Source organism: Oleiphilus sp. HI0128 (assembly GCF_001635365.1).
Genome location: NZ_LWGG01000705.1, coordinates 1 through 343, shown reverse-complemented (window position 1 = coordinate 343; position 343 = coordinate 1). Strand labels below are relative to the sequence as shown.

Genomic DNA, 343 nt, shown 5'->3' with positions numbered 1-343 from the left:
GTGCATCGCGTTTATCTGTTTTCACGCGTTGTCCGGGTTTCTTTGGAATCAGTGATGGCGCAACAACATAGCAACAATGGCCTAAGCTTGTCAGCAATCGATAAATCCAGTAGCCACAGGGGCCTGCTTCATAAACAAAATGCAGGGTAGCCTGCGGGTATTTGCTTTCAAACTGTCTTGCCATCTTGGTAAGTGATACTTTGGCTGAAGAAACTCTTCCAAGATGCTTTACTTCTGAGCCTCGTTGATCTTCGCAATATGCGACTTCGGTGAACTCCTTATGGGTGTCCAATCCGACAAAAATTATGGTATTGTTTTTCATGGTGCTGGCCTCCGCTTATAT

At 45.2% G+C, this 343-nt stretch carries 1 pseudogene; it reads right to left on the bottom strand.

The annotated features are described in order from the left end of the window. Window positions 1-322, bottom strand: a pseudogene (locus tag A3763_RS08695) (IS110 family transposase); the annotation flags it as partial. Between the last annotated feature and the right edge of the window lie 21 nt (window positions 323-343).